The sequence below is a fragment of the Streptomyces milbemycinicus genome (assembly GCF_002154605.1).
In the GTDB taxonomy this organism is placed as follows: domain Bacteria; phylum Actinomycetota; class Actinomycetes; order Streptomycetales; family Streptomycetaceae; genus Streptomyces; species Streptomyces milbemycinicus.
Map to the genome: position 1 here is coordinate 1 of NZ_MUNE01000044.1, position 26,484 is coordinate 26,484.

Annotated in this window: 32 protein-coding genes and 1 tRNA gene; 6 read left to right on the forward strand and 27 right to left on the reverse strand. The window is 69.1% G+C overall.

All coding sequences use genetic code 11. The features are described 5' to 3' along the window. The coding region (locus tag CCN51_RS03720; RefSeq protein ID WP_107425904.1) for an MFS transporter at window positions 1-1,394 on the reverse strand (1,394 nt) is incomplete at its 3' end. A gap of 324 nt (window positions 1,395-1,718) precedes the next feature. Here CCN51_RS03720 and CCN51_RS03725 point away from each other — a divergent pair. Continuing rightward, window positions 1,719-2,264: a hypothetical protein gene (locus tag CCN51_RS03725; protein WP_014179213.1), complete on the forward strand. Its 546-nt coding sequence runs from the start codon at window positions 1,719-1,721 to the stop codon at window positions 2,262-2,264. 64 nt (window positions 2,265-2,328) lie between these two features. Here the strand turns inward: CCN51_RS03725 and CCN51_RS03730 are convergent, their stop codons facing one another. The 3 genes from CCN51_RS03730 to CCN51_RS03740 form a co-directional block, all read right to left on the reverse strand. Further along, window positions 2,329-3,738, reverse strand: a complete 1,410-nt coding sequence (locus CCN51_RS03730; RefSeq protein ID WP_245881572.1) for a YeiH family protein — start codon at window positions 3,736-3,738, stop codon at window positions 2,329-2,331. Between the two features lie 94 nt (window positions 3,739-3,832). After that, entirely contained in the window at window positions 3,833-4,465 is a 633-nt protein-coding gene (locus CCN51_RS03735; RefSeq protein ID WP_014179211.1) for a cysteine dioxygenase family protein, read from the reverse strand. 75 nt (window positions 4,466-4,540) lie between these two features. After that, window positions 4,541-5,446, reverse strand: a complete 906-nt coding sequence (locus CCN51_RS03740; protein WP_014179210.1) for a LysR family transcriptional regulator — start codon at window positions 5,444-5,446, stop codon at window positions 4,541-4,543. 53 nt (window positions 5,447-5,499) lie between these two features. Here CCN51_RS03740 and CCN51_RS03745 point away from each other — a divergent pair, with 53 nt between their 5' ends. From CCN51_RS03745 to CCN51_RS03755, 3 genes are all read left to right on the forward strand, one after another. Further along, the gene (locus tag CCN51_RS03745; protein ID WP_014179209.1) at window positions 5,500-5,745 is read left to right on the forward strand and encodes a Clp protease N-terminal domain-containing protein; all 246 of its coding nucleotides are present in this window, start codon (window positions 5,500-5,502) and stop codon (window positions 5,743-5,745) included. A 118-nt stretch (window positions 5,746-5,863) separates the two neighbouring features. Further along, the gene (locus CCN51_RS03750; RefSeq protein ID WP_014179208.1) at window positions 5,864-6,760 is read left to right on the forward strand and encodes an alpha/beta fold hydrolase; all 897 of its coding nucleotides are present in this window, start codon (window positions 5,864-5,866) and stop codon (window positions 6,758-6,760) included. A gap of 108 nt (window positions 6,761-6,868) precedes the next feature. After that, a tRNA-Cys gene (locus CCN51_RS03755) sits at window positions 6,869-6,940 on the forward strand. 599 nt (window positions 6,941-7,539) lie between these two features. Here CCN51_RS03755 and CCN51_RS03760 read toward each other — a convergent pair. The 20 genes from CCN51_RS03760 to CCN51_RS03855 all read right to left on the reverse strand — a co-directional run bounded on the left by CCN51_RS03760 (window position 7,540) and on the right by CCN51_RS03855 (window position 21,561). Next, on the reverse strand, window positions 7,540-8,826 hold the full coding sequence (locus CCN51_RS03760) for a tyrosine-type recombinase/integrase (RefSeq protein ID WP_014179207.1): 1,287 nt from the start codon (window positions 8,824-8,826) through the stop codon (window positions 7,540-7,542). An 84-nt stretch (window positions 8,827-8,910) separates the two neighbouring features. Further along, entirely contained in the window at window positions 8,911-9,138 is a 228-nt protein-coding gene (locus CCN51_RS03765; protein WP_014179206.1) for an excisionase family DNA-binding protein, read from the reverse strand. A 341-nt stretch (window positions 9,139-9,479) separates the two neighbouring features. Further along, window positions 9,480-11,027: a YfjI family protein gene (locus CCN51_RS03770; protein WP_014179205.1), complete on the reverse strand. Its 1,548-nt coding sequence runs from the start codon at window positions 11,025-11,027 to the stop codon at window positions 9,480-9,482. A gap of 11 nt (window positions 11,028-11,038) precedes the next feature. Then, window positions 11,039-11,329, reverse strand: coding sequence for a hypothetical protein (locus CCN51_RS03775; protein WP_238545454.1), 291 nt, complete (start codon window positions 11,327-11,329; stop codon window positions 11,039-11,041). Further along, window positions 11,326-12,210 carry a bifunctional DNA primase/polymerase gene (locus CCN51_RS03780; protein ID WP_014179203.1) on the reverse strand — a complete coding sequence of 295 codons (885 nt, stop codon included), beginning with the start codon at window positions 12,208-12,210 and terminating at the stop codon, window positions 11,326-11,328. The genes CCN51_RS03775 and CCN51_RS03780 overlap by 4 nt, the downstream gene beginning before the upstream one ends. Next, complete coding sequence (locus CCN51_RS03785; RefSeq protein ID WP_193383744.1) at window positions 12,207-12,836, reverse strand: DNA cytosine methyltransferase; 630 nt, start codon at window positions 12,834-12,836, stop codon at window positions 12,207-12,209. The genes CCN51_RS03780 and CCN51_RS03785 overlap by 4 nt, the downstream gene beginning before the upstream one ends. Continuing rightward, a complete protein-coding gene (locus CCN51_RS03790; RefSeq protein WP_014179201.1) occupies window positions 12,833-13,516 on the reverse strand; it encodes a DNA cytosine methyltransferase in 684 nt (227 codons plus the stop codon). The genes CCN51_RS03785 and CCN51_RS03790 overlap by 4 nt, the downstream gene beginning before the upstream one ends. A gap of 91 nt (window positions 13,517-13,607) precedes the next feature. After that, a complete protein-coding gene (locus tag CCN51_RS03795; RefSeq protein ID WP_014179200.1) occupies window positions 13,608-14,117 on the reverse strand; it encodes a hypothetical protein in 510 nt (169 codons plus the stop codon). Window positions 14,118-14,136: 19 nt separating this feature from the next. Continuing rightward, window positions 14,137-14,418, reverse strand: coding sequence for a hypothetical protein (locus CCN51_RS03800; protein ID WP_014179199.1), 282 nt, complete (start codon window positions 14,416-14,418; stop codon window positions 14,137-14,139). Between the two features lie 12 nt (window positions 14,419-14,430). Then, the gene (locus tag CCN51_RS03805) at window positions 14,431-14,904 is read right to left on the reverse strand and encodes a hypothetical protein (protein WP_014179198.1); all 474 of its coding nucleotides are present in this window, start codon (window positions 14,902-14,904) and stop codon (window positions 14,431-14,433) included. 14 nt (window positions 14,905-14,918) lie between these two features. Beyond that, window positions 14,919-15,113: a hypothetical protein gene (locus CCN51_RS03810; protein WP_014179197.1), complete on the reverse strand. Its 195-nt coding sequence runs from the start codon at window positions 15,111-15,113 to the stop codon at window positions 14,919-14,921. 18 nt (window positions 15,114-15,131) lie between these two features. Beyond that, entirely contained in the window at window positions 15,132-15,383 is a 252-nt protein-coding gene (locus CCN51_RS03815; RefSeq protein ID WP_014179196.1) for a hypothetical protein, read from the reverse strand. A 155-nt stretch (window positions 15,384-15,538) separates the two neighbouring features. Then, the gene (locus CCN51_RS03820) at window positions 15,539-17,728 is read right to left on the reverse strand and encodes a cell division protein FtsK (RefSeq protein ID WP_014179195.1); all 2,190 of its coding nucleotides are present in this window, start codon (window positions 17,726-17,728) and stop codon (window positions 15,539-15,541) included. Window positions 17,729-17,812: 84 nt separating this feature from the next. Then, on the reverse strand, window positions 17,813-18,196 hold the full coding sequence (locus CCN51_RS03825) for an RRQRL motif-containing zinc-binding protein (RefSeq protein WP_014179194.1): 384 nt from the start codon (window positions 18,194-18,196) through the stop codon (window positions 17,813-17,815). Further along, window positions 18,193-19,323, reverse strand: coding sequence for a flagellar biosynthesis protein FlhF (locus CCN51_RS03830; RefSeq protein WP_014179193.1), 1,131 nt, complete (start codon window positions 19,321-19,323; stop codon window positions 18,193-18,195). Before CCN51_RS03830 ends, CCN51_RS03825 begins: the two co-directional genes overlap by 4 nt. Window positions 19,324-19,352: 29 nt before the next feature. Further along, window positions 19,353-19,571, reverse strand: coding sequence for a hypothetical protein (locus CCN51_RS03835; protein ID WP_014179192.1), 219 nt, complete (start codon window positions 19,569-19,571; stop codon window positions 19,353-19,355). After that, the gene (locus CCN51_RS03840; RefSeq protein WP_014179191.1) at window positions 19,568-20,218 is read right to left on the reverse strand and encodes a GGDEF domain-containing protein; all 651 of its coding nucleotides are present in this window, start codon (window positions 20,216-20,218) and stop codon (window positions 19,568-19,570) included. The genes CCN51_RS03835 and CCN51_RS03840 overlap by 4 nt, the downstream gene beginning before the upstream one ends. Continuing rightward, a complete protein-coding gene (locus tag CCN51_RS03845) occupies window positions 20,215-20,670 on the reverse strand; it encodes a Pycsar system effector family protein (RefSeq protein WP_014179190.1) in 456 nt (151 codons plus the stop codon). Before CCN51_RS03845 ends, CCN51_RS03840 begins: the two co-directional genes overlap by 4 nt. After that, window positions 20,667-20,957 carry a hypothetical protein gene (locus tag CCN51_RS03850; protein ID WP_043487496.1) on the reverse strand — a complete coding sequence of 97 codons (291 nt, stop codon included), beginning with the start codon at window positions 20,955-20,957 and terminating at the stop codon, window positions 20,667-20,669. The genes CCN51_RS03845 and CCN51_RS03850 overlap by 4 nt, the downstream gene beginning before the upstream one ends. Window positions 20,958-21,153: 196 nt before the next feature. Further along, complete coding sequence (locus CCN51_RS03855; RefSeq protein WP_014179188.1) at window positions 21,154-21,561, reverse strand: RapZ C-terminal domain-containing protein; 408 nt, start codon at window positions 21,559-21,561, stop codon at window positions 21,154-21,156. Window positions 21,562-22,088: 527 nt separating this feature from the next. On the opposite strand from CCN51_RS03855, the gene CCN51_RS03860 reads away from it, so the two are divergent. Both CCN51_RS03860 and CCN51_RS03865 read left to right on the forward strand, forming a co-directional pair. Continuing rightward, a complete protein-coding gene (locus tag CCN51_RS03860; protein ID WP_238545453.1) occupies window positions 22,089-22,805 on the forward strand; it encodes an XRE family transcriptional regulator in 717 nt (238 codons plus the stop codon). A gap of 2 nt (window positions 22,806-22,807) precedes the next feature. Continuing rightward, a complete protein-coding gene (locus CCN51_RS03865) occupies window positions 22,808-23,281 on the forward strand; it encodes an NUDIX domain-containing protein (protein WP_014179186.1) in 474 nt (157 codons plus the stop codon). Here the strand turns inward: CCN51_RS03865 and CCN51_RS03870 are convergent. The 3 genes from CCN51_RS03870 to CCN51_RS53010 form a co-directional block, all read right to left on the reverse strand. Continuing rightward, complete coding sequence (locus tag CCN51_RS03870) at window positions 23,269-23,835, reverse strand: HD domain-containing protein (RefSeq protein WP_014179185.1); 567 nt, start codon at window positions 23,833-23,835, stop codon at window positions 23,269-23,271. The genes CCN51_RS03865 and CCN51_RS03870 overlap by 13 nt on opposite strands. A 1-nt stretch (window position 23,836) precedes the next feature. Further along, window positions 23,837-24,298 carry a GntR family transcriptional regulator gene (locus CCN51_RS03875; RefSeq protein WP_014179184.1) on the reverse strand — a complete coding sequence of 154 codons (462 nt, stop codon included), beginning with the start codon at window positions 24,296-24,298 and terminating at the stop codon, window positions 23,837-23,839. Window positions 24,299-24,374: 76 nt separating this feature from the next. Next, complete coding sequence (locus CCN51_RS53010) at window positions 24,375-26,111, reverse strand: tetratricopeptide repeat protein (RefSeq protein ID WP_158104644.1); 1,737 nt, start codon at window positions 26,109-26,111, stop codon at window positions 24,375-24,377. Between the last annotated feature and the right edge of the window lie 373 nt (window positions 26,112-26,484).

Genomic DNA, 26,484 nt, shown 5'->3' on the forward strand with positions numbered 1-26,484 from the left:
GCCGTGGCCCCCTCCCCCACATGGCCCGCGGCCACCGAGCCGCCGCCGAAGCCCACGAACAGCACTCCGCTCAGCCCCACCAGCGTGATGTTGCCGAGCGCGTCGGAGACCTGGAGGGAGGCGGAGTTGCTGCCCGCCTCCTTGGGGCCGGAGAGCTTGAGGAGCAGCACGCTGCCGCTGGAGATGACCAGCCCCATCCCGTAGCCGCCGATCACCCACGCCACGGCGACCAGCCACGCGGGTACGGAGTCGATGAGCACCAGCGGGACCATGCCGATGGACAGCGCCATCAGGAGCATGCCCGCCGCCATCAGCCGCTCGCGGTAGGGCTCCAGACGCGGGCGGCTCTGGGTGTACGAGCCGAGCGCCCAGGTCAGCCCGCCGCCGGTGAGCGAGAGCCCGGCCGCCGTGGCCGACAGGCCGCGTTCGGTGACGAGCATCAGCGGCACGAAGCTCTCCGCGCCGAGGAAGGAGCCCGCCGCGACGCCGCGCAGCAGCACCACGGACGGCAGGCCGCGGGCGGCCCGGAAGGTGCCCTTGGGCAGCAGCCGCAGGACGCAGGGGACGAGCAGCGCGAGGCCGGCCGCGGCGGGGATCAGGGAGATCCAGACCAGGTCCTGGCCCGCGTACTGCAGCAGGCCCGCGCCGGACGCGACGGCGAGTGCGAGGAGGATGCGGCGGCGGTTCATGGCCGGGGAGGGCTCGCCCCGGTCCACCTTGCGCAGAGCGGGGAGCATCACCGCGAGCGGCAGCAGTATCAGTACCGGGATGGACAGGAAGACCCAGCGCCATCCGGCCTGTTCGGTGACCGTCCCCGCGACCAGCGGCCCGACGATCACCGGCAGCACCCAGGCGGCGGAGAAGGACGCCAGCACGGCGGGTTGCAGCCGCTGTGGATAGGCGCGGCCGACCAGTACGTACAGCGCGACGATCACCAGCCCGCCGCCGACCCCCTGCACCGCGCGCCCGCCCACGAACGTCCACATGTCCTGCGCCGAGCCGGAGACCACAAGACCGGCCCCGAAGGCCGCGATCCCGGCGAACAGCGGCGCGAGCGGCCCCCGGCGGTCGCACCACTCGCCCGACAGCGCCATCGCGAACAGGCTCGCGGTGAAGTACGCGGAGAAGGCGTACGCGTAGAGCTCGACCCCGTCGAGGGCACGGGCCGCGACCGGCATCGCCGTGTTGACCGCGCTCGCCTCGAAGGCGATGAGGGAGACGACGGACACGATGCCGAGGGTGAGGGCGCGGTAGCGCCGCCCGAGTACGGAGCCGCCGCCACCTTCGGCTTCGTCGGCTTCGGCTTTCGCGTTGGCTATGTCTTCGGCTTCGGCTTCGGCTGGTGCGGTGGGACTGTCCGCGACGTCGGTGTCGCGCGGGTCGATAGCGGTCATTACGCCAGCGTAAGAGGCGTTTCCGGGGGACACACCTGGCGCGGGACGTAGATCGCCTCGGCCCTCGGTCCTAGGCTCGGCAACCAGCCACGATCGGCGTCACAGGTGTCGTCACAGGTGTCGTCACAGATTGGAAACCGGTCACCCAGGATTCGGTAAGCGACATCGGTTCGCCATGCTCACACCCATAGACTTTCGGCCAGGTCGCCACACCGCCTTCTCTGCGACGTTCAGCCCCAGCCTCACTCCATGCCTGGTCGTGGACGACCAGGCCCGCACCACGGGGGAATCGTGCCTTCCATCCGCCCATTTCTCGCCACTGCCATGTTTGTCACCGCGGCGCTCACCCTCACCGCCTGCAACGGCGGCAGCAGCGGCAACTCTCACTCCTCGAGAAGCCACGCCGTGAAGAAGGCCAACAAGAAGAAGTACGGCAAGAAGATCAAGAACGGGGGCGGGAACGGCAACAGCGGCTGCTCGACGACCACCAACGGCCGCAAGGTCATCTGGGTCAACAACGTCGAAGGCGCGATGAACAACATCATCGCCAAGAACGCCAAGCGGCAGTGCACCACGAAGTCGCACCAGGGCAGGGCGTACCGGGCGGTCGGGGCGCTGCACACCTACTCCGTCGCCTCGGGCGGCGCCAAGGTGACGATCATCAGCAAGAAGGACTCCACGCAGCGGGCCCTCACCGCCCAGAACGGCGGCATCGCGCACATCAAGACGTGTGCGGACCCGAAGGGCAAGCAGTACGACGGCGGGCAATCGAAGGTGGACGCCAGCGACTGCTGGGGCCGGAACTTCTACGAAATCACGGTCGACGGCAACGGCAAGATCACCGAGATGACCGAGATCTACGCGTCGTAAGGCGTATGGGGCGACGGGGCCCGGGTCCCGGGTCCCGGGGCCCGCACCGCCCTCAGGGCGACCGTTACGTCGTGAGCAGCACCCCGCCGTAGCCGACGCCCGCGACCACCACCCACGCACACAGCCCGAGCGCCGCCACGCGCCCGCCCGTACGGGCCAGCGAGGGCAGGTGCACCGCGCTGCCGAGGCCGAAGAGGGCGGCAGCGAGCAGCAGCTCTTGGGCGGTCGCGGCGGTGTCGAGCGCGGCGGACGGCAGCCGGTCCGTACTGCGCACGGCGACCATGGCCAGGAAGCCGAGGACGAACAGCGGCACGAGGGGTGGCCGCCGCGCCGCAGAGGCGGTACTTCCGGCTTCGTCACCGAGCCGCGCTTCCCCGCCGACCTGGTCCTGCTGGGCCGACTGGTCCTGCTGGGCCGACTGAGCCTGCTGGGCCGACTGAGCCTGCTGGGCGGACTGAGCCTGCTCGGCCTGCTGGGTCTCCCGCGCCCGCCGGGCCCGTACGGAGACGGCGACCGCCGCGACGAGCGGCGCCAGCAGCGCCACCCGCATCAGCTTCACGAGCACCGCCTCGCCCAGCGCCGACGGCCCGGCCGTCTGTGCGGCGGCCACGACCTGCCCCACGTCGTGCACGCTCGCCCCGACCCACCGGCCGAACTGCGCGTCGCTGAGCCCCAGCGGGTGCTGGAGCAGCGGCAGTACGGCGATGGCGAGCGTCCCGCACAGCGTCACCAGCGCCACGGACGTCGCGACGTCGCGCTCGTCGCTGTCCGACACCTCGCTGACCGCGCCGATCGCGGACGCGCCGCAGATCGCGTAGCCGGTGGCGACCAGCAACGACTGGTCGCCATGCAGCCCCATCCGGCGGCCGAGCCACCACGTGCCGAAGAACGTGGCCGCGACCACCCCGCACACCATCGCCACGCTCGCCCAGCCGAGGCCCAGCACATCGTCCAGGCTGAGCTTGAGCCCGAGCAGCACCACGCCCAGGCGCATCAACCGCTTCCCCGCGAACGACAGCCCGGCCCGGCCGCCGCCCCGTACGACCCCGCGCGTGCCCGGCAGATGCGCGGCGAGGATGCCCAGCACGACGGCAACGGTCAGCATCGGCACCCCTGGCACCGCCAGGTGCACCGCCCATGCCCCCGCCACGCCGAGCCCGCCGAGCCCCAGCCCGGGCAAGAGGACCCGGATCCGCGCCGCGCGGCGGGGCGCCGGAGGCGCCACGGCCTCGGGCGCGCCCGGTGCGGACGCTGTGCCGTGGGGCCCTGTGCCCGCGCCGGGCTCGCCCGACGGCCGCGCCGGAGTGCCGGGCGCGGGGTGCTCAGGCGCCGCGCCGCCCGCCGTAGGACACCCCGCCGCAGGACACACAGCCGCCCCGGGCCCCACGGCCGCACCGCGCACGCCCGGCGAGCCGCCGACGCCCGGCCCTCCGTCGGCGCCAGGCGCGCCGCCGCGCGCGTCCGTCAGCGCCATGGCCCGGCCCACCCGCATCGCCCTCGGCCTCGACTTCGGCCTCGGCATCGCCCTCGGCCAGGCATGACGGCCATTCCGGTGCGGCGCCGCGGGCTCACAGATCCTCACCCTCCGGCAGGGCGTACACGCGCCGGACGCTGCTGCCCAGCCGGGCGACATCCGCTCCGTAGACGTGGATGGAGATCGCCATGCCCGCACCCGCGTTCCACACCCTGTGGATATCTCCCGGCGGCGCGAACCCGGCCACCGAGCCGAGCGGATTGGTCACCTCCGCCACCGCGACCAGGCGGGAGGTGGTGCCGTCGGGGAGGAGGTCGTAGCGGCGCTCGCGTTCCTGGCCCTCGTGGACACCGGCCACGCACCACGAGACGTGGTCGTGGATGGCGGTGTACTGACCGGGCAGCCAGACGAGGGCGACGACGGAGAAGCTGCCGTCGGGTTCGGCGTGCAGGAGGTGCTGGCGGTAGTTCGCGGCGTCGCCCTGCCGTTGGGCCGCGGTGAGCAGGTCGGGCGCGCCAAGGTGGGGGGCGAGGCGTTCGGCCACCAGTTGGGCGGTCAGGTCCGGCGCCAGGGCCCGACCGACGGCCTCGCGCACCTCGTCGACGAACATGCTGATACGCGCGGTACGGCACAAGGCGGACGGCGCGGAGGCAGACAGCGCGGAGGCGGACGGCGCAGAGACAGGCGACGCGGGGACGGGCGGCGCGGAGGCGGTCGGAGTGGTCATGGCCGCAGGGTCCTGCCGCCGGAACCATCACGTCCAACGACGGTTTCTTCGCGAACCTCAACAACTGCTTATGGGTCAGCAGCCGACCCGGTTCGCCGCCACCGCCTTCAGCTCCTCCAGCACCATCTCCGTCGCCGGCACCCGCAGATGCTCCCGCAGCACGTACGCCGAGACATGGCGGCGCGAGGCGGGCTCCAGGGCGCGGCCGGTGACCTTCCGGTGGCAGAGGAAGGACAGGACGAGCCCGGGCATCATCGCCACGCCGAGCCCCGCCGCGACCATGCTCTGGATGACCAGGTTGTCGTCCGTCGTAAAGGCGATATCGGGGGCGAAGCCCTGCTCCGCGCACTCGTGCAGAAAGTTGGCGCGGCAGCGCAGACAGCCCGCTATCCACCGCTCCCCGCTCAGCTCCGCGAGCTTGACGGCCCGCCGCCGGGCCAGCGGATGGCCGGTGGGCAGCAGCACGGTCAGCTGGTCTTCGAGCAGCGGGATCTCGACCAGCTCGGCGGGGGCCTGCTCGCGCAGACCGGGGTAGGTGAAGGCGAGCGTGATGTCGCATTCGCCGCGCACCACCCGCCCCAGCGACTCGGGCGGCTCGCCTTCGAGCAGTTCCACCCGCACGCCCGGGTGGGCGGCCGCGAGGCGGGCCATGGCCTCGGGGATGAGGGTGGCATTCGCGCTGGGGAAGCCGCAGAGGCGTACGTGGCCGGCGCGCAGCCGGGTGATGGCGTTGAGCTGCTGCCGGGCGGCGGAGATGGAGTCGAGGATGACGTCGGCGTGGCGGGCCAGGGTCTCCCCGGCCTCGGTGAGCCGCATACCGCGGCCGACGCGGATGAAGAGCGGGCTGCCGACCTCCCGCTCTAGCGCCTTCATCTGCTGCGTGATCGCCGGTTGCGTATAGCCGAGGGAGCGGGCCGCGGCGGAGTACGAGCCGGCGCGGACCACCTCGTGGAACGTCCTGATGTGTCGGGAGTCGAACACCCTCGAATCATAAGCGCAACTTGGGGTCCGGGCACATCTGCGCTCCCTCACTTTTGGATCACCCACCCAATCCACAAGCGCTACGGCCCCGGGACGATAACTCCCGCAAGGCCATCGCCCTCGCGGAGGAACTGTCGGAAGAGGCCGGCTCGGCCCACATCGACTGCGCCCATCTGCTCCTCGGGCTCGCCCGGATCGGCCGCGGGGCGGCGGCGGTGCTCGACGAGGCGGACCTGAGCGCGGAAACCCTCAGCGCGGCGGCCAACCCTGCCGGGAAACAGGCGACTTACGCACCGTAGAGCTCACGCCCCGCCGCCGGGGGCGGGCACCGGGAGCGGGCACCGGGGGCGGCGACTGCCCCTGCGGCCGGGCGCGCGGCCCGTCCGCGCGACCGGCTCAATCAGGCAAGCTGGACCAATGCCCCACTACACCTCCCACTACACCTCCCACTACACCTCGTACGACGGCGCCGAACTCGCCTACCGAGTCCTTGAGTCCCGTACCGGCAGCGGCGCCGCCCGGCCGCCGCTCGTCTGTCTGGCCGGCGGGCCGGGGCGGAACGCCGCGTATCTGGGCGACCTCGGCGGGCTCGACGCCGAGCGCACCCTGGTCATCCCCGACAGCCGGGGCACCGGCGACTCCCCGCCCGCCACCGAACCGAGCGGCTACGCCTTTCCCAGCCTCGCCGAAGACCTCGAAGCGCTCCGCGGCCACCTAGGACTCGAACGGTTCGCGCTGCTCGCCCACGACGCGGCCGCCGCGACGGCCCAGGCGTACGCCGCCGCCCACCCCGAGCGGCTGACGCACCTCATCCTGGTCTGCCCCGGCGCGCGGATGCAGGGCGAACTCCCCCAGGACGCCCGCGAGATCTTCGAGGCCCGCGCCACCGAGCCGTGGTGGCCCGACGCCTCAGCCGCGGTCCAGCTGCTGCCCGACACCACGGACCTGGCCGAGGTGCGCAAACTGCTGCTCCAGGCCGCCCCCATGGCGTACGGCCGCTGGGACGAACCGCAGCGCGCACACGCCGCGAGCGAGGGCGAACAGCTGGGCCCGGTGCCGCGCGCGGGCTTCTGGCAGGGCGTGGACGAGGCGGCACGGCGGGCGGTGCTGGTGCAGCTGCGGGAGGTGGGGTGCCCGGTGCTGGTGGTGACCGGGGACCGGGACGCGGTGACCGGTATGCGCGCCGGTGAGCTGGTCGCGGAGTCCTTCCCGAACGGGCGGGTGCGGCCGCTGCACGGGGTGGGGCACTACCCGTGGGTCGACGAGCCGGAGCTCTTCCGCCCGGTGGTCGAGGAGTTCCTGACCCACACCTGACAGAACGCGCATCATGAACGGCGTATGTCAGTCGCATGGCAGCGCCCGCCGGGCCGTTGTGCCCCTCCGCCCCCGTCCCTATCGTCGAAGGCACGAGAGCACGACATCGGCCGTGTGCCCGAGTGGTTTAGGGACTCGCCTGCAAAGCGAGTTACGTGGGTTCGATTCCCGCCACGGCCTCTGACTGCCTGACCAGGCAAAACGAAAGGGCGGCACCCCCGGAGGAGTGCCGCCCTGGGTCAGTCCGTCTCAGTTCCCGTCTCAGTTGATGACTGAGACGGGATGCCGGGGCCTAAGCTCAGGCTGAGCTAGGCCGCCGACAGCACACCACCGATCCGCCACCGACCAGAGCGGTCAAAGCGGCGACGACATCCCAACGGTTCGCCGCCGCTGCCAGCCACAGAACAATGATCACGATCGCACCCCTGCCGGGGAGTCCGACCGGGAGCGCACTACCGCCCGGAAACAGGTTTCGGGTACGGTCGGGAATAGAAGTCATGCGTTACCTCTTCTCACTGTCGTAGGTACCTGACCTCACGACGGGAGGAACCTCAGTTCTCTGCTGGCAGGCGTGACTGAGGCAACTCCCGTCGACCTGAATGGCCGTGAGGTTCCACTGAGCATACCGCGATCGCGGTTACCAGCGAGACCAGGCAACCACAACATCTTGTAGCTACACGCCTCTTAAGGCACTACATCTTGTGGTTCACCTTATTTCTCGGGTTGCTGATCTAACGCAGGCTGCCGCATCCGACCAGGGCGTTTACCGCTCTACCTCCCTAGGCCCCGTTGACGCCCGTAGCACCCTTTGCGCCTTCCGTGCCTTCAATATCCGGTGCACTATCCGCTTTCCAGATCAGCGTGTCGACCTGCTTCGCGATGTCAGCTCGTACCGCGTCCACCATGTGCTGATACCGCGCGGCCATGGCCGTGGTCGACCACCCCATGAGGCCCATGACGGCCCGCTCGGGGACACCGAGGATGAGCAGCACCGTGGCGGCCGTGTGGCGCGCGTCGTGCAGACGCCCGTCCCGAACTTTCGCCTCTGCCAGAAGAGCCTTCCATTCAGTCCAGTCCCGGCGGTGGGACGGGCTACGGCCGTGCTCATCCGGGAACACCAAGTCGTTGTCCTCCCAGCACTTCCCAGCCTCCGTTCGCTCCACTTCCTGCGCCTTGAGGTGGGCACGGAGTAGGTCAACGAGCTGGTCGGGGAGACCGACCGCACGGCGGCCGGCGCGCGACTTGGTGGTGGACAGCTCCGGGTTGGTTCGTCGCCTCTGCGGGCAGTACCCGGCGGCCTTGCGTCCGCACGGCTCCACGCACCCGTGGGCGTACTGCGGCCGGTGGCGACTACGACGGACAACGAGGAACCCACCCTCAAGGTCCACGTCCTCCCACTTCAACCCCAGTACCTCCCCTTGACGCAGTCCGAGAGCGAGGGCGACGGCCCATCGAGCGGAATTCCGGTGCTGGTCGGCAGCCTTCAACAGCCGCTGCACCTCTTGGACGCTGTAGGGCTCCACCTCGTACTCCCCCGTCTTCGGTGCCTTGGCCAACTGAACCGGGTTCTTGCCGAGATGGCCGCGCCGTACGGCCTCGTTGAGAGCGGTGCGGAAGGTGCGGTGCACCTGGTGAGCGGTCGCGGGCTTGCTGCCGTTGGCCTGCGTCTTCGCGTAGAACGCTTCAATGTGCTCGGGCTTGAGCCTGTCGAGTCGGTGGGCACCCAACCCAGGAATGAGGTGCTTCCGGACCGCAACGCCGTACCCGACCATCGTGTTGTCGTTGACGGCGAGGGGCGCGACGTTCTCAACCCAATGCGTCAGCCACGCTTTGACCGTCCACGCCTTGCCCGGCTTCTTCACGGTCTTGGCGTCGCGCTGCTTCTCCAGCTCGCGTACGGCGGTCGTGACTTCAGCGCGGGTCTTCCGCTCGACATGGCGGCGGTCCGGCGTGCCGTCGTCGCGGACGCCGACAGTGACGCGGCCGTGCCATTTGCCATCCTTGCCGAAGTAGATCGAGCTGCGGCCGTTGGGCTGCCGGGTGCGCTTCTTCTGTTCCTCTGCCACAGGCAGGCTCCTGTTTCTTGGTGTCGGGATGGAGACCGGGGCGGCGGGCTGTCCTGTCCGGGAGTGCCGCCGCCCCGGGCGTCGTCAAGCGGCGCGTTGGGCGGTGCGGAGACGGGTGACGTAGGCGGCCGGGGCGTCGACGGGGACGCGGCGGAGTCCGCCGACCATGACCGACTCCAGTTGTCCGGTTCGGATGAGCTCGAAGCAGGTGGTACGGCCGATACGGAGACGGCGGGCGGCCTCTTCGACCTTGAGGAGGACAAGGGTCGGGTCTTCGGCGGGGGCGAGGGGGAGGGTGGTGTGTTCGTCCACGGCTCACTCCTGTGGGGCTGAGTTCATGGGCAGGTGCCGCCGCACAAACCGCAATATCCGCAGAAACCCCGGGGATGCCCGTTGACCTGCGGTGATGCGTAGCGCGGGTGCCTGTGGGCGGTGCTCCGCAGAAACCCGCGATATTCCGCAAAAATCAGGGGCGGCCGTCAGCCGGCCCCGTTGGGTGGGGTGGCGCTCGGTTTTTTGCGGAATATCGCGGGATTGTGCGACGGGCCCCCGTCCGTGATGCGTCGGGGGCCGCGTCGCAGGTCAGCGGGGGTGCCCGGGGGGTTCTGCGATTTCGCGATTTGTGCGAGGGGGGTTGTGTGCGCGACCGGGGGTCACTGGCCACCGTGGCGCAGCGACGGATGGGCAGTGAGGCGGGGTGCCGGTGGGCGTCCGCGCTTGCCGGTGCGCTCGGGTTGGTAGGAGCGCAGGTATCCGTGGTCTTCCAGCAGTGCGAGGGCCGGTTCCAGGTCGGCGACGGTGGGCACCTCGCTGCGGGACAGGACGCTGAAGACGTCCCGCCGGCTGACGTCCTCCCATCCGTTGTCCCTCAGCGCTTCCAGCACGCTGCGGGCACGGGACAGGACCGGGTCGGCGCCCATGACGTCGAACACGGCGAGGGCATGGGCGGTGTAGTACTCCCCCAGCTCGATCGCCGCGCGCATGGTGGCCTCAGTGACCGGGTGGGCGTAGCCGTTGCCGCCTTGTTCGGCGAGGTGCAGCAGCGCGGCCATGCGGGCGGTCGCCCCGGCGAGCTTTCCGGCCCAGTTGGAGATGTGGCCCAGCTTGCCGCCGCGTGCCTTGAGCTGTGGTTCGATGCGCTTCTGATAGGCGATCAGCGCCGCGTCCGCTTCCGGGGTGAGCTGGATGACGGCCGGGTCGGTCCACTCTGCCAGGGACAGGGCGAGGTCGATGACCCGGGCGGTGTAGGTGGCGGCCGTCTGCTCGGGGACCGGGTCGGTGATGATCTCGCGGTCGCCGACCGTGGACACGGGCAGGGAGTACAGGAAGCGGGCCAGCAGTCCGCGCCCCTCGAACCCCTTCACCTTCCCGATGTCCCTCAGCACGTCCGGCTGCACGGCAAGACCGATGGTCAGCGCAGGCGCGTCGATGTACTCGCGGCGGGTCTGCCGGTTCACCCTCAGCCGGTCCCCGGCATGCCCCTTCAGGAAGACCTCCATGTTGGGGGCCCCGGAGTAGCGGCCGGCGATGATGTCGAAGATGCCGCCCTCAGCGCTCATCACCGACAGCCGGCCGCCCTGCTCCGACATGAGCGAGGTCACCGTCTCGGGTGTCGAGTCGTCCGCCAACAGCACCGGTTCGGCGGGGACACTGAGCGTGTCCGCCGTCTGCGCGAGGCCCACGGCGGTCGCCACCATCTCATCCCGCTTGTCCCCGTCGGCTGACGCGGCCTTAGCGGCGGCCTTGTCCGCCGCTTCCTTGGCCAACCGCGCCGTCAGCTCCGCTTCCACGATCACGGGCTTCATCGCGGTCTTGAGCTGCTTCTCCGCCTCATAAAGGGGGTTGGTCAGCAACGCGAAGACGGCCGACTTGCGGTTGGCGGGCGGGAGCGCCACCACGGTGTAGAGGTTGGTGGGCTCACGCCAGTTGCCGCGTACGTGGACCACCGACCGGCCGCCGGCCGCCGTGGCGAGCACGGCGAGGGCGATCGAACCGGCGAGGTCGACCGGAGTCTGTGTCTCCTCCGCGACGGCCGCCACGAACTCCCCCAACCAAGCGGGGAGGACGTGGGCGGGGAACTGCGGACGCTCCCGGCGGCCGGTGAGCGGAATGGGGTCCTCCCACACGTCCGGTGCCGCGTCGTCCTCGCCGGGCGGTTCTTCCAGGGTGGGCAGTCCGGCCCACAGGTCGGGGCTGTCCACAGGCTGTGGAGTCATGAGGCCGCCCTCCCTTCGGCGGTGGTGGTGTGCGGGCAGACGCCGACGCGGACCCGGGCGCGTTCGTGATGCCCGCAGGCACAGCGCCAGTCCGCGACGGGGACGCCCTCACACTGGATCTGAAGCCCCGGGGTGATGCCGGTGACGGTGACCATCTGCGGGTCAGAACCAACGACAGAAAGGACGCCCTTGCGGGCGGCGACCTTCGATTCGCCCACGCGCGGCCGTGGCGGGCCCTGTACGGCGCCCTGAGGGCCGTTCGCGGGGGTTCGGGATGCTTTGCTCACGCCGCACGCTCCACAGCCGCCTCAAGGCCGTTGGCGACCGCGCGGCGGGCGTACGCCTCCGGAACACCCACCGAAACGGCGGTGGCCACGATCTCCTCACCGATCGCCGCGAGGCCGCACGGTCCGGGGCACGCGGCGTGCTGTGCGGCGAGGAACCGGGCGACGCCAAACGCCTGTGATCCGGCGCCGGATTCGGTGCGGGCCCGCACCAGGGCGAGACCGCGTTCGAGACCGGTGCGGACGTATCGCTCGGTGTGGCGGCACCCGGTGGCCACCGACCGGCCCCACGTGGCGCGCGTCGGGAGGGAAGATGCCACCTCCCCCCGGCCGGGGGTGGTGTCTTCCTTCACCACCAAGGCGTGCACGGTCGCCGGGAGAACGGTCATGCGGCCGGTCCCGGGTCCGAGCCAACGGGCGTACTGCATGGAGGATTTGATGTCGACGCCCGGCCGGACCGCGTTCGATGACGGCATGGCGCCCTGGTAGATCCAGTGTTCGCCCCGCGTCGTCGGCACGGCGCGGGTGACAGGCAGGGTCTCACGGGCCCACGCGACGGCCGCCGCGTTGTCCAGGTCGACCACCGTCAGCCCCGCCCCGCCGGGGTGATAGGCGACCGCCACCGCCTCACGCCACACCCGCGCCCACACGGGCGAGGTGAGAACCTGCGGGTCGGTGGTCGCGGCGGCCCACGCATGGCACGGCGCCGGGCACAGGCACGGTCCCGGCGTCTTCATGTTCGGCCGACCGCCGCACCGGGGCGGGGCGCCCGCGCAAGTGCAGCAGTTGCCGAACGGGACCTTGCCCCGCCGCAGGGGCAGGACCGGGACACCGGCCGCCGCGAGGGCGAGGGCGACCCGCAGAACTTCGGAAGTCGTGCTCATGCCGCTGCCCTCCCTTCCAGGGCGAGGAACTGGGTGGCGATCCACTCGGTGTAGGCGGGGGGCACGGCCTGACGGGCTTCGATGTTGGTCATCCAGGTGCAGCCCATGGCGTCGGCATAGGCCCGCTCGCCCTTGTGCTCGAACGCCAGCAGACCCTTGCGGTGCCAGCACGGCGGGACCAGGTCCCCGCCGCCGCCCCACGACGTCTCGAACACACGGTGACGGCGGACGCTGAGCCCGAACTGAGTCCCGCACAGCAGGTAGTCCGGCCTCAGCGGGGCTTCCGGAACGTTCTCGATGACCCACGGCAGCCCCGACGCTTCCAGCCGCGCGCGGCCGGGAGTGAGCAGGTCGGGATGGTTCCCACGGCTTCCGCGCCACGCCGTAACCCGGGCGAAGTGCTGGCACGGCCACGACGCGTGAACCAGGTCGAAGCCGTCCAACGGGAAGGTGAGGGCGTCGGCCTGGTGGAAGGTGAAGGGGTAGTTCGGCTGCGGGCGGTTGTCGACGCCCACGACGTCGAACCCGGCGAGGTAGTAGCCCATAGACAGGCCACCCGCACCGCAGCAGAGATCCAGCACCCGCAGCCCGTTCGGCCGCCGCAGCGGCAGCACTCGCGCGCTCATGCCGCCGTCCTCAGCGACAGTGCGCCCAGGAAGCTGCGGCCAAGCCATTCGGTGTAGGCGGGCGGGATGCACTCGCGGATGCCGTCGCGGTTCATCCACTCAACGCCCATCACCTTCCGAGCGAGGGCGACGCCGGAGAAGTTGCCGACGAACTGGCCGTAGTGGCCGGGCGGGATAGGACGGCCCATCTTGGCCTGCGGCACGGTGTGCGCGGGGTGCGGGAGCTGCGGCAAGTTCAGCAGTCCGCCGGCTTCGAAGTAGCGGTGCCGGTAGGTCTCCACGCCGAACATGGGCCCGCACAGCATCACCGGACGGCGCAGCTTGGACATGGCGCCCCGTACGTTCTCGATGACCCACGGCCGTCCGGTGGTCTCCAGCGCGGCGCGGGTGGGGGCGATCAGGTCGGGATGGTCGTTGCCGCGGATGCGCTGACAGTCGCTGTCGTGCTGGCACGGCGGCGAGGCGTGGATGAAGTCGAACTCTGCGCCGTGCCCGCGGATGAACGCAACCGCCTCAGCCTGCACGAAGGTGAAGGGGTAGCGGGGCTGAGGGGCGATGTCGACGCCAACGACGTCGAACCCGGCGAGGTGGTAGCCCATGCTCGCGCCGCCCTGGCAGCAGAACGCGTCCAGCAGACGCGGCCGGGAGGTGACTCGCCGGATCGGGGTGGGTTGGGCCATGCTGTAGGTCTCCTGTTCTGCTTCGTCGGGATACGGAGACCGAGGGCGGCGGGCTGTCCTTGTCCGGGAGTGCCGCCGCCCTCGGGCGTAGCTAGTTGTTCTTGGCCCAGTGGGCGTATTCCTGGCGGACGTAGCCGCGCGGATCGGCGGTGGCCGCCGGGTGTTCCGGCCAGTACGGGGCGCCGTGGTAGTCGCCCTCGCCGTCCCGGTCCCACTCGATGAGTCGGCGGGCCGCTTCCGTGGCCACCTCGGCAGCGTCGCCGAGGGCGCCGTCTTCTTCGTCGCGCAGCGCGATACGGTCCAGCAGTGCGGCTTTGCGAAGCCAGTACTCCCGGTCCAGGTCCTCGCCGAACGGCTTGTCAGCGGCCGTCTGAGCGGTCCATCCGATCTCGCGGACGATGCTCGGGGAGGACGCGTACGCTTCGTCCGGCGTGGGCCACGGTCCCGGCTCGGGGCGGTGGTCGGCTGTGGCGTACAGGCGGTTCCGCTTGCCGTCACGAGTGGGGTAGACGCCCACGGTGCCGGTCGTGAAGGTGCTGTCCAGTGCGGCGACGACGCGGTCGGTGTCGGTCGGGTCGCAGATGACGCGGATCTCGAACATGGCTCTCCTTTCGGCGGGTTCAGGTGGTAGGGAAGGTGACGCACATGGCGTCCGGGCCGGGGGTGGGGATGCGCTTCCCGGCCTTCTCGTGGACGGTTTCGTGTGCCGGGTCGGTGACGGTGTCGCAGACGAGCCGGCCGTCCGGGCTGAGGGTCCATCCGCTGTCGCCGAAGGCGGTTTCGGTGATGTACCGGACGGCCTCTTCCGGGCTGTCGAGGTGGGGGGTGAAGCCGTCGGCGTCGGTGGTGGCGCCGCACAGGTCGCACACGGCGATGTAGCAGGTGACCAGACGCGTTGCCATGGGATCTCCCGGCTAGGTGTGGAAGTGGTTGCGCTTGATGACGGCCTTGCGGATGTTGACCGTCGTGCCGCCGCTGGAGCGGTGGCCGAAGATCTGGACGGCGATCCAGCCGCCGAAGATGACGGCGGCGAGGATGATGAGTTGGTGGATGAGCGCGGCGAGGGCGGCGATGAACGTGGTGAGCAGCACGAGCCCGCCGCACACGGCGCCGAACCCGATGCCGCCGAGGGCGATGTTGACCGCCGTGCGCGAGACGGCCGGCTTGGCCGCGACCGGCGCGGGGTGGGTGGGTTCGATGGCGTAGCCGGTGATGACCCGGCCGTCGGGCATGACGACGCTCGCCACCGTCGGGATGGCGCCCGGCTGCATGGGCACGATCGGCGCCGTGTGCGCGGGCATGACGGGCATGGGGTGGTGGACTTCCACGGCCGCCGCGTCGTACCCGGCCGGGCCGTGCCAGTGGTGGGGCGTGGTGGGTTCGTGCACGTCCCGTCTCCCTTCTAGCGGTCGTTTCCGGCGAGGGCGCTGGTCACGGCGGTGACAAGCTGGTTGACGGTGTCGCTGGCATCGGTGTCGGCGAGGTAGAAGCCGAAGAGCGCGGCGACCACGGCCGCACCGGCACCGAGGGCCTTGAAGCGCAGCAGCAGGGCCAGGCCACCGGCGAGCAGCAGCACGAGCGGGATGGTGACGATCACGGGTCCTCCCAAGGGTGGTCAGCGGGTGCCGGCGCGGTAGGTGCGCGCGGCGCGGTTGTAGATCCAGCGGCCGACGCGTATGCGCTTGCCGGTGGCCTGGCAGCGGCGGCAGTCCTTGCCGCGCTTGAGGCGTCCCTTGCGGTCGGTCTTGAAGGCGTGGCCCATGCCGTCGCACTTGCGGCAGTCGCCGAACGGGCTCAGCCAGCACTTGACGCTGTAACCGAGCGTGACCATGAGAAGGAAGGCGGTAGCGAGGGCGGGAAGGCTCATCAGGGCCTCTCAGAGGGTGGTTTGAAGGGTTTCCGCAGGTGGGCCGCTAGGTGCTAGCGGCCAGATCAGGGGCGGTATGGGTCGCTAGCGGGGTTGCTACCGGTAGCGGCCCGTGAGGGCCTATCCGGCGTCCCGCTTCTTGTTGCGCTCCGTAATCACGGTGGCGATGTCGTCGCGCTTGATGCCGCGCTTGTTGACCTGCTCGCCGTCGATGCGGCGGCTGATCTGGACCGTGCCGATACCGAACGGCTTGAGCGCGGCGGTGAGCGCTTCTGCCTTGGGCTTGGGCTCCAGCTCCGCCCACGGCCGTAGACCTCGGCGCGCAGGTCGGCGAGACGGTCGACGATGGTCTCGGACCACACCTTGGTCTCGCCCTTGCCGAGCACCGCGGCAACGTCGTCCAGGATCGTGGCGGAGACCTCCGGCGCCGGGGCGTCCCCGGCCGCGTCGCCCGACAGGGTGCCCTCGGCCTCGCGCAGTGCGGCGGCGCGGGTCAGGATGCGCTCCGCGTCCCGGCCGTCGGCCAGGTAGGTGCGGACGATGCCGGAGTCATCGGACATGCCCTTGAGCAGACCCACACCCTTGTGGGACTTCAGCAGCTTCGACGCGTCCAACCCCTCGCTGTACGAGCCCGCACCGAGGATGGTGTCCGAGACCTGGTAGGCGCCGACCCGCAGCGCGAACCGGGCCTGGTGCTGGTCACGCAGCTCCGAGGGGCACGCCTTGTCGTCCGGCTTCTGCGTCGCCGTCATCACCGAGACACCGACGGCCGGGGCGACCCGGGCGAGGTAGACCATCAGAGACAGGATCTCCCTGCCGTGCTCGGGGTGGGTCAGGTACTCCTGCACCTCATCCACCACGAACAGCGTCAGCGGCATGTTCAGCTTCTTGTCCCGGCTGATCTCCGGGGTCAGCTTGCCCTCCGGGCAGACATGCAGCGGCAGTTCCGACAGCCGGTGGTACCGGTCCTCCACATCCGCCTTCAGCTCCCGCAGCGAAGTCAGCAGATGCTGAACCGGGTCGAACCCGCTCTTCGGCACGATGCCGAACCCGATGCGGTGGGCAACCTTGGCGAACGTGCGCCAGTCCGGTGACGCCTTCCCGTCGAACACGTACAGCCTCACGTACGGGTCCAGCGCGGCGGCAAGGGCGATCGTGCGGGCGGAGAACGTCTTGCCCTGACGCGGCACGGCGCCGACCAGCAGCGACAGCCACAGCATCGTGGCCATGACCGGGTTGCCGCGCTCGTCCACGCCCCACGGGAACGGCTTCCAGAAGTCCACCCGCGTCGCCCCGAGCAGCGGCGACTTGCCCGACGGCACGGCGAGCGGGTCACGGTCGGCGATCCAGTACGACACCCGCCGCCCGCTCGTCTCGTCCTTGTCCAGGAACAACTGAGTCGGTGCAATGTCCATACCGGAGGCGAGACGCGCATGCGCCTTCATCGCGTCCTCGAACGTCTTGCCGTACGGCAGATCCACCACGACCCGCCATCCGTCGCCATCCCGGCCGATCGGCCGCGGGAAAGCGATCGTCTGATCCTTGCTGGTCAGCCCGGCCACCTCGTGCGCCCGGATGACGATGTCCGAGGACAGCCGCCGCTTGCGGAACGTCACCTTCGCCAGATCGATCAGCGGCCGGTCAGCCGGCGCCCCCACCACCCCGAGCGTGGTTGTCAGGGCGGCGATGGACACCAGGAGCAGCCACGACGGCGCCATGACGTACAGCGTCAGGGCGGCGGCGAGGCCGATGAAGGCGGCGATCGTGGCCACGATGCCCCGCAGCCTCACCCGGTCGTTGCGCTGCCGCGACAGCTTCAGGTACTCCGCCGCGTCCTCCGCCGCCACAGCGGCATGCCGCAGAGGCTTGCCCTCGGCGTCGAAGACCCACCGACCGATCGCGGCCGACCAGCGCCACGCCCCGCGGGGCGAGTAGATGAGAATCTTCGGGGTGTAGATGCAGGGCAGGCGCACGGCGTGGTAGCCGACCACGGCCGAGTAGTGGCGCACGGCCCACTTGCGCACGGCCGTGCGCTGGTCGGGCAGCTTCACCCAATCCGGCAGCACCGGCAAGCGCGCCTTGTCCTTGGCCTCCATCCACTCCGCCACCGACGGCGGGTAGACCTCGCGCGCCGGGTCAACCGGCTCGCCGTCGGCCAGCCCCTCGGCCTCAGGGTCGTCGGTGTCGGGGAGTTCGGCCTCCCACTCCCCCGGCTTCACCGGACCCTCGGCAGGGGCAGCGGCAGGGGTGGCGTCTTTCTTCAGCGGGAACGGCAACACCTCGGCCGTCCGCTCGTTGGTGTCCTCCGGCTCATCCGGGGGCGGGAACGCGGTGGTTTCCGTCACGATGTACCTACTCCTTCGGGAGTCGAAGGGTCCGGTCGGCTTGCTGTGGAAGGTCGGGCGGCCGGACCCGGGATTCGGGGTAGTTCAGGCGACGCGCTGTTCCTCGGGATAGGCGCAGGTCACGCAGGTTCCGAGCGCGGCCGGAAGGACGTATCCGGCGTCCCGACGGCACTTGGGGCAGCGGCGGCGGGCGCGCATCATCGCTTCGTGCGCACGCCACCGCGCCGGGGTCATCGGACGCACCGGCCGGGCGAGGTCGACCCGGTACAGGTACGCGGTCAGCGGTTCCCGCCGACGACGCGGGCGCAGGATCTGCGCCGCGACATCCTGACCACCCGGCCGCAGTCCCCGACTGCGCAGTTGGCGGCGGGTGGCCAAGTCGTCCGGGGCGCACCTCCACGGGAAGGTGGGGATGCCGAAGCGCTCCCCGGCCGGGTCGAAGCAGTCGGCGAGGGTCAGCCGCTTCACGCGGCCTTACCGCCGTCGTCAGCGCGTTCGGCAAGGATCGTGTCCCGCAGCATCCGCGCATTGGCCGGCGAGGTGCGGACCGTGCGGCGGATGCCCTCCGCCGTGATCCGGTCGGCGGGCCAGTCGGCCGTAGCGGTACGGGCCTCAGTGAGCAACTGTTCGGCCGTGCGCTTTGGCCGGGGCGACCGCGCCACCTCCGGAACCCGGCCGGTCGCCCGACGGGATCGGGGGGAGTCGGCCGCCACCGCCCGCCGACTGGTCGGCGAAGGATCGGCCTTGACCGGGTCGACCGCCGGGGCGATCGCGGGCGCCGGCTTGAGGGGGAGAGTCGGCTTCACGAAGTCGACCGCCACCGGATCGGGCACCGAAAACCGGGTGAGCACGACCGACGGCGCCGGGGTCGATTCCCGCAGGTCAGCCGTAGACCGATTCCTCATAGTCTCAGTGGATTCCTCCGCATTCGAGACCGGGGCGGATACGGGGCCGGTGCCGCCGAACATCGAGGCGAGTGCGGCATCCGCGCCGTCCGTGATTCGGTTGCGCTGGACATCCAGCAGCCTCGATCCGAGCGCCGCGTCCCCGACTCCGACCTTGCGGGCCAGACGCCATGACTTGCGCTCCGACCACCACTTGATCCGATTGCTCGGGTGGTGTGTGGCGCGGGCGCGGTGGTAGGCGAGGGCCTGCACGATGTCGGCGGTGCGCCGCTCGTTCTCCGCGTCGCGGCCGTCGGTGTGGACGACGATCCGGCGGGCGAGGAACGCCATGCCCTCCGCCGAGACGGACATGCCCATCGGGGTGAGCGCGTAGATCACGGTCCGCCCCGGGTCAGGCGCGGCCATGGCACCCATGACGGCGGCGGCGGACGGCAACGCCCACAGCCCGATCCGTACGACGCGCGGCGAGGACTGCCCCAGCATGGTCAGTCCCAGCAGGACCAGGGCGAGGACGGCCGTGGCGCCCTCACCGGCACCGAGAGCACCGAGTGCGGTCCCCGTGCCGTAGGCGTGACCGATGTTGCTGTATGTGCCGATCCCGCCGACAACGCCCGTGGCGAGCATCGGCACGAACGCGGCCGTCAGAACCCCGATCTGAACCTTCGTCAGTGGCTTGCGCGTCTGCGTCACGCCACTTCCCTGGGTACGGCGTTCGGTAGTCACGGGTGCCACCTCCTGAGGCGGTGCGCGGCAAGGCCCAGGAGGAACGCCCACACGACCGGCTGAGCAGCCGTCCAGACCAGCAGCGCGCCGAGCGCGGCAAGAACGCCGAGGGTGACGCCAGGGGCCTGGAGGGCCAGGATGAGCAGCAGGCATCCGAGCAGGACGTAGTTGAGGAACCGGGCTCCTGCCCCGGTCCGCGTGGTGGTTCCGTTCACCGTGCACTTCCTTCCGGGGCGTCGTCGGTGCCGGGGCGGCCGTCGCGGCGGCCGTTGACCGTGCGATAGGCGGGCGTGGGGTTGCAGGCGATGGACCAGCCGCCGCCGGTCTGCTTGACCGCGTACATGACCTCATCCGCACGGCGCATCGCTGTGGACAGGTCCACGGGAGTGCGGCGGGGGTGCCAGTAGGCGCCGATCGAGGCACCGACGAACACCGGCCGACCCTCGAACCGCACGGGCTCACACAGCGCGGTGTGCAGCCGCCCCAGCTCCCAGCGCAGTTCCGCCAGGCTGCGGACATAGATGGCGGCGGCGAACTCATCCCCGCCCAACCGGGCCACCACCCCGCCGGCAACCCGCTTCCAGCAGATCAGCCGGGAACCGACGGCCCGCAGCGCGGCATCCCCAGCCGCATGCCAGGCCGAATCGTTCAGCGTCTTGAAGCCATCCAGATCTACGATCAGCACCGCACAGGACCCGCCAGCAAGCAGCTTCCGGGCCCGGCGCTCGAACGCGTCACGGCCCAGCAGGCCCGTGAGCGGGTCACGGCGAGCCGCCTCAATACGGCGCCGGAACCACAGACCATGCACGGCCCATCCGGCGGCCAGCGGCCCGGCAGCGGCCACAGTGTGCAGAGTGCTCACAGCGCACCTCCCGCCGCGATACCGGCGGCCACGAGCAGCAGCACACCGGCCACGCAGGTCAGGTCGACCGCGCGGCGGAGGTTGGCGAACTTGGCGACCGCGATACGCGAGAGGTTCGCGATGTCCTGTTCGCGCCGATCCTCGGCCAGCGTCGCGCGAATCTGCTCGGCCGAGAGCGTCGCCCACAGGGGAAAGCCCATCGGACGGGCACCACCCAGGTTCGGCCGCACTGCCCGCAGCAGCAAGGCCGCAGCGGTGACCAACAGGGCCACGCCCGTACCGCCGACCGCATAGGCGGGGGCCGGAAGGTGCGCGTCGTTGGCGACGGTCCATACGCCAGCCAGCAAGGCGCCGATGAACGCCAAGAGCAGGCTGGTCTTGCTGTCGGTCCGGGCGATTTCCGCCTTCACCTCCGCATGCGCGGCGGTCAGGTTCTGCTCGATGGTGCTCATGCCGCTTCCCCCGTCCCCAGCCGGTTGCTGCGAGCGGCGCGCAGGAACGGCACCGTGTGGGTCAGCGCCTCGGCGTACAGGGCGTCCCAACCGGCGATCTCGTCACCGGCCTCCGCCTCCGCACGCAGATCGGCGAGGATGTCACGGGCCGCATCCTCACGGGCGGCACGCTCGCCGTCCGTCTCGAACTTCAACGGGCCCCGAAACAGGTCAGCGTCGATACCGAGCGCCAGTTCCGCGAACTCGATGTCGCCGTGCGCTTCCTGGCCGGCGACGAACGTGCGCATACGCATGATGGATCTCTCCTCTTGCTACGTCGGGAAGGCGACCAGGCGGCGGGCTGTCCTGTCCGGGAGTGCCGCCGCACCGGAATGAGGGCCACCACCGCGCTAAGCGGCGGGCCCAGTGCCCCGGGCCGGATTCGATCCGGCTCCGTCACGGCCCCCGCCGCTCTGCGGCGGGTCCGGGGCTGGTGGGGCGGTGTCAGCGCTGGACGACGTCCTTGCCCATGTCGCGGTGGCGGACGGTCACTGTGTGTCCGGCGGCGGTCAGCCGGTCGGCGAGGGCGCGGGCGAAGGTGGGAGCGCGGTGGCGCCCGCCGGCGCATCCGTCGGCGACCGTGACCGTTCCGGCGCTGGGGCCGGCGGCGAAGGCGGCCACCGCCGTGGCGGTCGCCTCCACCAGGGCGGCGATGCCGGGCGTGCCCATCACAGCAGCGCGCACGGGTGCGTCGTCGGCGGTCATATAGCGCAGTTCCGGCGACACGTGAGGGTCGCGGAAGTGGTGGCGCAGGTCGATCGTGAGATGCGCCGGCGGGGGCGCGTCGTGCAGGTAACCGAACGAGATGATCTCAACGTTGACGGCGCCCTGGGGGGTCACGTGCTCGCTCATGCTGAGCCTCCTGATGCGTCGGGATGGGAGATCCGGCGCGGCGGGCTGTCCTGTCCGGGAGTGCCGCCGCGTCCGGAGATGAGGCCAACGCCGTACGTCGCGGCGGGCCAGTGGCCCCGGGCGGAAGTCGATTCCGCGCCCTCACGGCTGGACACCGGGGCCGACGGTCGTCACCCGGCCGTCACGGGGACGGGGTCAAGCCCCGTCGATCTCAAATCACTCTGTTGAATTCTCAAAGAACAGGCGCTTCCATCGAGTCCCTTCCGGGGACCCTCCGGGCGTCGCTTCTTGCGGTACCTGTTTTACAGGTACCGCATGGGGGCCCGTCAAGTACCCCGACGGAACCCCTTTGGCCTTGCGCCGGGACTTCTTGGCGCACATTCAGAATCGGCGCAGGTCAGGGGAGTTGGTTACCCCCTCGCTGGAAAGCTCAGGGACTTCTGGTTACGGTCATGAGTCCCTAGATGTCCCTCCGGGGGGTGCAGATGTCTAACGAACGCTTGCGGTCGGCCCTGTTGGCTCGCGGCATGACAGTTCAGGACCTGGCTCAAGAGATCGAGGTCAACCCGAAGACGGTCGAACGCTGGATCACTCAAGGGAAGGTGCCGTACCGGCGGCACCAGTACGCGACGGCCGCAGCGCTCAAGGTCGACGTCACTACGCTGTGGGATGACGGTCGGACGCTTGAGAGTGCAACGGACCTGGCTAAGGCCGAAATTGTTGCCGTCTACCCGCACCGCCACACCGTGCCGCAGAGTCTGTGGCGCGAGATGTACGCACGGGCCGACAGGAACCTTGACGTTCTCGTCTACTCGGGACTCTTCCTGTCGGAGGACACCCGGTTTCACGATCTACTGAAGAAGAAGGTCGAGGGGACCACGCAGGTGCGCATCCTGCTAGGGGACCCAGACTGTGAAGCCGTTCGGCAGCGCGGCATCGACGAAGGTCACCGGGTTATGGACGGCAAGATCCGGAATGCGTTGGTGAACTACCGGCCTCTGTTCAAGGACCATCCCGAGGTCGGCGTCCGACTGCACGCCACGACGCTCTACAACTCCATCTACCGATCCGATGACGAGATGCTGGTCAACCCCCACGTCTACGGCATCGGCGCATACATGGCGCCCGTCTTCCACTTGCGGCGCATGCCTGGCGGCGGCCTGTTCGACACGTACGCGAATAGCATCGAACAGACCTGGGGAGGCGCTCGCCAGGTTACGGACCGCGACATCACGGGAGCCTGACCATGGGACGTATTGACTACCTACACGACCCCGACGCTCCGCCGGCCAACTCGGTCGTGCCCTCCGTCGTGGCGTTCGTCCAGAACGACGCGGGACAGGTGCTCGTGATCCAGCGGTCCGACAACGGACGCTGGGCATTGCCAGGTGGCGGACACGACGCAGGCGAGTCCATCAGTGACACCGTGGTACGCGAAGTCTGGGAAGAGACCGGCATCAAGGTCGAAGTTGTGGAGGTGTCCGGGATCTACACCGACCCCGGACACGTGATGCAGTACGACGACGGAGAGGTCCGCCAACAGTTCAGCATCTGCTTCCGTGCCCGCCCGATCGGCGGCGAGATCCGTACGAGCAACGAAACGACACAGGTCCGCTGGGTCGACCCAGCGGACCTGTCGAAGCTGGACATCCACCCCACCATGCGGCTCCGCATCGAGCACGCCATGGACCGGACGCGGACGACCCCCTACATCGGCTGACGGTTGGCGGCGGCGACCCGTTCGAGCACACGCGCCGTGCTCGCGCAGATCTCCGGCTCAGCGCGACGGATGAACCTGCCAATCAGGCTGTCCGGTCCGTAGCGGCCGGCGATCTCGTTGACCCGGTCCACAGGGTTGGTCGGTTCGCCGTCCGGCGTAGTGTTCATGTCGCAGTAGCAGAGCGCGTCAATCAGGTCCGCGCTCTCACGCGGGAACTCGCCCTCCAACTCCTCACGTAGGCCCCGTGCCTCAGCCTCCATCCATGCGCAGGTGTGGTGCGCAACGAGGTTCATGACCCGTTCGTCGGCGTGGGCGATGTCGCGGAGGTAGCGGGCGCCGTCGAGCGGGTGAAAGCCAGTCTTGGCGAGGTCCGGCGAATAGCCAATGTCGTGCAGGACAGCAGCGGCTTCCAGTAGCTCCGCATCCCGCCCGAGGATGGGCGCGATGGTACGTGCCCGTTCGGCGACCCCCAGCGAGTGCTTCCAGCGGCGCGGCAGCGGCTCCGCAAGCAGGGACTCAGCCAAGGGATAAGCCCACTCCGTCAGCTCCGACAAGCTACGAACGCTCCTCTCGAATCGGCACGGCGCGGACGGTCCGCACCCTGCCCTGTCCTCCACTCGCGAGCACGCCAGCGGCCTCCAACTTGTCGAGAGCCTTAGTCACCGTGGGGCGTGAGACTCCGAACCGCTCGGCCAGAGCGGACGCGCTGGGAAACGCTGCCCCGACCGTCAGCCCTTCATCCGAGATCACGTTCGCAATGCGCTGTTCCAGCGGGCGGCGGTCAGTCCGCTCACCTGCCCGTACGACACGCCAACGCCCACCCGGCACCGGTTCGGCAACGCCCTCTTTCCGAAGCGCGCCGAATGCCCGGAGTACGACCCCGCGAGATACCTCATGAGCCTTCATGAGGTCGGCCGTCGGCGGCAGCTTCGTCATCTCCGGCTCAGCCTTGATCTGCGCTTTCAAGGCCGCTGCGATCTCCAGGAAAGTCCCCCGAGGGCTCGCCTGCTGCGCCACTGACTCTCCCTCTCCATCCGGCCTGCCTTAGCTCTCAAGCTTCCCACGTCCACGACACCGCAGGACATGCCCACAGCTACTCTTCCCCACGCGTGGGTGGCGGTAGCTCGCCTACAGCACGATTCTGGATCTCCGGCTGAATAGTGTCTGGCCTATCTGAATCGGTGACTTGCTGCTCCCAGCGTTCGGCCTCCTCTGCTCTCCCAGATGAGCGAAGGATTTTTGCCAGCTCCGCAATGGCTACCGGATTACCTTTTCCAGCGGCCCTCCGATACCAAATTTCTGCTGAATGTAAATCTCCGACTTCCGCCGCCATGACACCAAGGCCAGCCATGCCAGCCACTTCCCCTTGGTCTGCTGCTCGCTGCAACCAGATTCGCCCCTCCTCTGCGTCTGCTTTACCTAGCAACAGGCCCAGCGCAACCATTGCCATTGGGTTCCCTGAATCAGCTCCTCTGGACAGCCAGTTCAGAGCTTCTGCCCGCTTGCCTGGGTTACGTGCCAGCAGGAACCCCAACTGCGCCTGGGAATCCAGACTGCCATCTTCCGCTGCCTTGCGTAGCCAATGCTCAGCCTCTTCAGTACGGCCTTGCGATGCCAGTGTTCGCCCGAGGATAGCGGCTGATATGGCGTTACCTGCCTCGGCACCGAGACGACTCCAGTGTATACCTTCTTCAGTCTTTCCTTGCCGGATCAGTGAAAGGCCGTACGCACCCATGGCACTGGAATGCCCCCTCCTGGCGGCATCTAGAAGCCAGACATCACCTTCTTCAAACCGCCCCATTTTAAATAGCAACAATCCGGCCGAAGTGGCAGATAGCAATGCACTGCCTTGGATCACCCCGTCGTCTTGCGCTGCACGCATCCACCATTCAAGAGCTTTTTCTTCTTGTCCGGCACGCTCAAGTGTCACGGCCCAGACCCAAATCGCAGGTGTGAAACTAATTGAGGCCGCGCATCGCTCGACCGCCTTTTCCGCCGCGTTCATATTTCCGATTTTGATGGCTTCGATGAGGATCGACAGGCATGAGGCCGGAGGAGTGGACGATATTAGGATATCCCAAATATTGTCGGGTATTTTCTCCTTGACCTCGCTGGATTCGATTGCGTTTTGCACGAGGACATCACTAACCGTGTATCCGTCGAAGGAGCCAACGGTTTTTGCGTACGGGGCCAGCGCTGAGACGGATCCTCGCGTGGGTTCACACGCCCAGCCCGTGGCTTCCTCAAACCAACCCTCAGGTGCACGGGCGCGCTGACTGCCACTCATCAGAAGCTGCGTGACGTCCTGAAGGGGCTGTGCGGGAATTGGCTCTCCGCAGCCGCACACCCGCGCCATAATTGCGGCTGTGATTACCAGTCGGCCAAGGTCGCTCTCTCCGTATTGCCAGCGATGTACGAGTTCCGGTGTAGCGGCGAGGATCTCAGTTAGGCTCGCTTCCGATTCGTTTGACATGGCCTCACGTATGCGCGGGTCAATCTGTGCGATACGTTCAGCTCGCTCCCGCTCGGCCGCACTGAATCCCGCTATGTCGAAGCGCGTGGCCAGGTTAAGTATTTCTCGGGCGTCTCGATTCGGATCTTCATCGTCCTCGCTAGTCAAGCGAGAGCGCAGCCTTGAGTAATTATCGGGCCAAATCGTTCCAATGATGATCGCGGGTTGGCTGCTATTGAAAAGCAGTTGGCGTATGGTTTCCGACTCCACCTTTCCTGGCCCTATGAAGTTCTGAACTTCGTCCAACCAGATGACCGTCTGATTCAAATTGACGGCAGCTTCGACCACCCCTTTGAGGGATTCGGGACCGCTGGGCATACAGAGCCGCCATTCCGGCAGGACTGCCTTAACTGCCTCGTACGCGCATCTCGTTTTACCAGAAGCAGCACGTCCAACGAGGACGATGAACCCGCCAGTTGCTCGTTTCGCGCGGAGCGCTGTGTGAAAATCTGCGTCAACGTCACGCGAGACGTAACTAGGTAGTTCATGAGAAAGTGAGCTGTCTGAGCCTGCAGGAAGTGGAATGGCTGGATGAATTCCCAGCACGGCCCGATCGCTAACTTCACTAACGAGTGGGAAATCAGATCTTTCCCCCACCAGGCGTTGGAGCGCGGCCTCCCGCGTGCTGTCCTGCTCGTCCAGTTGCTCATCTTTCCGCCTTATGGCGTCGACGCGAGCTTGAAGGAGTGGC

What these genes read in the sequence shown, in the direction of transcription:
- CCN51_RS03785 (WP_193383744.1), bottom strand. Translation starts at nt 12,836, where the DNA reads ATGAGCGCGCGAGTGCTGCCGCTGCGGCGGCCGAACGGGCTGCGGGTG.
- CCN51_RS03855 (WP_014179188.1), bottom strand. Translation starts at nt 21,561, where the DNA reads ATGAGCGAGCACGTGACCCCCCAGGGCGCCGTCAACGTTGAGATCATC.
- CCN51_RS03850 (WP_043487496.1), bottom strand. Translation starts at nt 20,957, where the DNA reads ATGCGCACGTTCGTCGCCGGCCAGGAAGCGCACGGCGACATCGAGTTC.
- CCN51_RS03865 (WP_014179186.1), top strand. Translation starts at nt 22,808, where the DNA reads ATGGGACGTATTGACTACCTACACGACCCCGACGCTCCGCCGGCCAAC.
- CCN51_RS03735 (WP_014179211.1), bottom strand. Translation starts at nt 4,465, where the DNA reads ATGACCACTCCGACCGCCTCCGCGCCGCCCGTCCCCGCGTCGCCTGTC.
- CCN51_RS03725 (WP_014179213.1), top strand. Translation starts at nt 1,719, where the DNA reads ATGTTTGTCACCGCGGCGCTCACCCTCACCGCCTGCAACGGCGGCAGC.
- CCN51_RS03860 (WP_238545453.1), top strand. Translation starts at nt 22,089, where the DNA reads ATGACAGTTCAGGACCTGGCTCAAGAGATCGAGGTCAACCCGAAGACG.
- CCN51_RS03750 (WP_014179208.1), top strand. Translation starts at nt 5,864, where the DNA reads ATGCCCCACTACACCTCCCACTACACCTCCCACTACACCTCGTACGAC.
- CCN51_RS03790 (WP_014179201.1), bottom strand. Translation starts at nt 13,516, where the DNA reads ATGGCCCAACCCACCCCGATCCGGCGAGTCACCTCCCGGCCGCGTCTG.
- CCN51_RS03730 (WP_245881572.1), bottom strand. Translation starts at nt 3,738, where the DNA reads ATGGCGCTGACGGACGCGCGCGGCGGCGCGCCTGGCGCCGACGGAGGG.
- CCN51_RS03815 (WP_014179196.1), bottom strand. Translation starts at nt 15,383, where the DNA reads ATGAGCCTTCCCGCCCTCGCTACCGCCTTCCTTCTCATGGTCACGCTC.
- CCN51_RS03780 (WP_014179203.1), bottom strand. Translation starts at nt 12,210, where the DNA reads ATGAGCACGACTTCCGAAGTTCTGCGGGTCGCCCTCGCCCTCGCGGCG.
- CCN51_RS53010 (WP_158104644.1), bottom strand. Translation starts at nt 26,111, where the DNA reads ATGCCCAGCGGTCCCGAATCCCTCAAAGGGGTGGTCGAAGCTGCCGTC.
- CCN51_RS03845 (WP_014179190.1), bottom strand. Translation starts at nt 20,670, where the DNA reads ATGAGCACCATCGAGCAGAACCTGACCGCCGCGCATGCGGAGGTGAAG.
- CCN51_RS03795 (WP_014179200.1), bottom strand. Translation starts at nt 14,117, where the DNA reads ATGTTCGAGATCCGCGTCATCTGCGACCCGACCGACACCGACCGCGTC.
- CCN51_RS03800 (WP_014179199.1), bottom strand. Translation starts at nt 14,418, where the DNA reads ATGGCAACGCGTCTGGTCACCTGCTACATCGCCGTGTGCGACCTGTGC.